Annotated in this window: 3 protein-coding genes; all 3 read right to left on the bottom strand. The window is 26.6% G+C overall.

The genetic code is table 4. From position 1 onward, the window contains the following. Positions 1 to 201: 201 nt before the first annotated feature. Genes D9R21_RS06270 through D9R21_RS06280 form a run of 3 tightly spaced genes read right to left on the bottom strand, consistent with a single transcriptional unit; the run spans position 202 to position 1584 of the window. A complete protein-coding gene (locus D9R21_RS06270; RefSeq protein WP_126821518.1) occupies positions 202 to 582 on the bottom strand; it encodes a transcription antitermination factor NusB in 381 nt (126 codons plus the stop codon). A 13-nt stretch (positions 583 to 595) separates the two neighbouring features. Beyond that, the gene (locus D9R21_RS06275; protein ID WP_126821519.1) at positions 596 to 1261 is read right to left on the bottom strand and encodes a hypothetical protein; all 666 of its coding nucleotides are present in this window, start codon (positions 1259 to 1261) and stop codon (positions 596 to 598) included. Between the two features lie 38 nt (positions 1262 to 1299). Beyond that, positions 1300 to 1584, bottom strand: coding sequence for a hypothetical protein (locus tag D9R21_RS06280; RefSeq protein ID WP_126821520.1), 285 nt, complete (start codon positions 1582 to 1584; stop codon positions 1300 to 1302). Positions 1585 to 1689 lie beyond the last annotated feature (105 nt).

The following is a 1689-nucleotide window of genomic DNA, read 5'->3' on the forward strand; positions in this document are numbered from 1 at the left end:
GCGATGTTTGTTCAATTTCTTTTACTGTATTTTTTCGAAATTCTGCAGTATATGTTTTAAATTTTTGTTCTTTTCCTGCCATTAAAAAATGCACCTCCTCTAAAAGTTTAGTAAAGTTCTTTTTTAATTTTACTTACTTTTTGGGGTGCAGTCTTAAATATCCATTTTTATTTGTATGAACTAATTCTTATATTTTAGAAATTAAACTTGATCTAAGACTGAATTAATGTAACTAAAATTAGTATCTTCGCCATATAATTTTAAAATTTCTAAACTTTCATTAATGACAATTGGCTTTGCTAATTGTTGATAACAAATTTCATAAACTCCATATATTAAAACAGCCTTATGATAATTACTTAAGCGAGCAAAATTTCATCCTGGTTTTAAATGTTTATTAATTTTCGCAATAATATCTGATAGATTTGCTAATATTTCCTCAACTTGAATTGTTTCCGTAGAAGTTGTTACCATTTGTGAGAAATCATATGCTTCTTGTTTTGTTGTTAAAACATCATGTTGTAAAACAAAGTGACGATATAACAAATTAATAATATTAATGCGTTCTTGGCGTTTTGACACGTGACATACTCCTTTAAATATAATGATATAAACAAAATAAACTACTTTTTTGTAACCGATAATTATGGCGATGACTGTGCTCGCTTAACAAATGATGTAACATTAAAATTGTTTCATCGGCAAAAAGATCAATCGTTAAATCATCGTTTTTTTCAATATGTTTTATTATATCACTTCAATGCATTTCTTGCTGATTAATTATTTGAATATTATTATAAGGCACCAAGTCAGTAACAATAAATGGTTCTTTACTATTAATCACAACCAAATTAATTATAGCAGTACGTAAAAATTGTTTTGCATCAAGTAATTTAACCATCCGATTAATCATAAATTGTTGTGTTACAATTGGCGAAGTAATTAAACCTTTCCTTTGCTCTCACATTGGAGTTGTTAATGTTGTTGTTACTGGTTCAGATAATGTTTTGATTTTTAAAAAATAAAGATTTTTTCGTGTTAAAATTAAGCGTGGAAAATAATATGTAATACGGCTAAAATCATCATAAAAAGCAACATTTTTAAAATATCACATATAATTAACAGTCCGAACATATCGTTCAATAATCTTATCAAAGCCATAATATTGCTCAGAATATAACTCTTGTTTTCAATTCAACGGTGGTAAACCAAGCTCCTGTCGAATTTTAACTAAATAACGTCGTTTTTTAAATGTTAACATCTTATTTTCCCCTTCTTTAAATTAAGTAAAAAATAAATCTATGGTTTCTTACGATGTCAAAAATGATTAGTTCGTTTTTGATGCGCATATCGATATTGAATTTCATCTTCTTCTGTTAATTTTTCAACTAATTCTTCATTATATCGACGTGCTAAAGCTTCTTGATAATCAAAGATTTTTTCTTGTACCCGAACATAAATCCCATCTACTAGTCATGGAGCTTTAATTTCTGCCAACTTTAAAAATCTAATTTCTTTTGCATGTAAATACAGTAATTTCCCATGTAATTTAGCATTTCTTAATAAATATAGAGTGCACCCCAAAAAGTAAGTATTAGTAAAAAAGGTTTATAAACTTTTATTTATTATATCCTTTTCTTTGCGGCTTGAATATCATTTATTTCATTTTTTAACATCATTAATATATTC

This window comes from Spiroplasma endosymbiont of Megaselia nigra, assembly GCF_003987485.1.
In the GTDB taxonomy this organism is placed as follows: Bacteria; Bacillota_I; Bacilli_A; order Mycoplasmatales; family Mycoplasmataceae; genus Spiroplasma.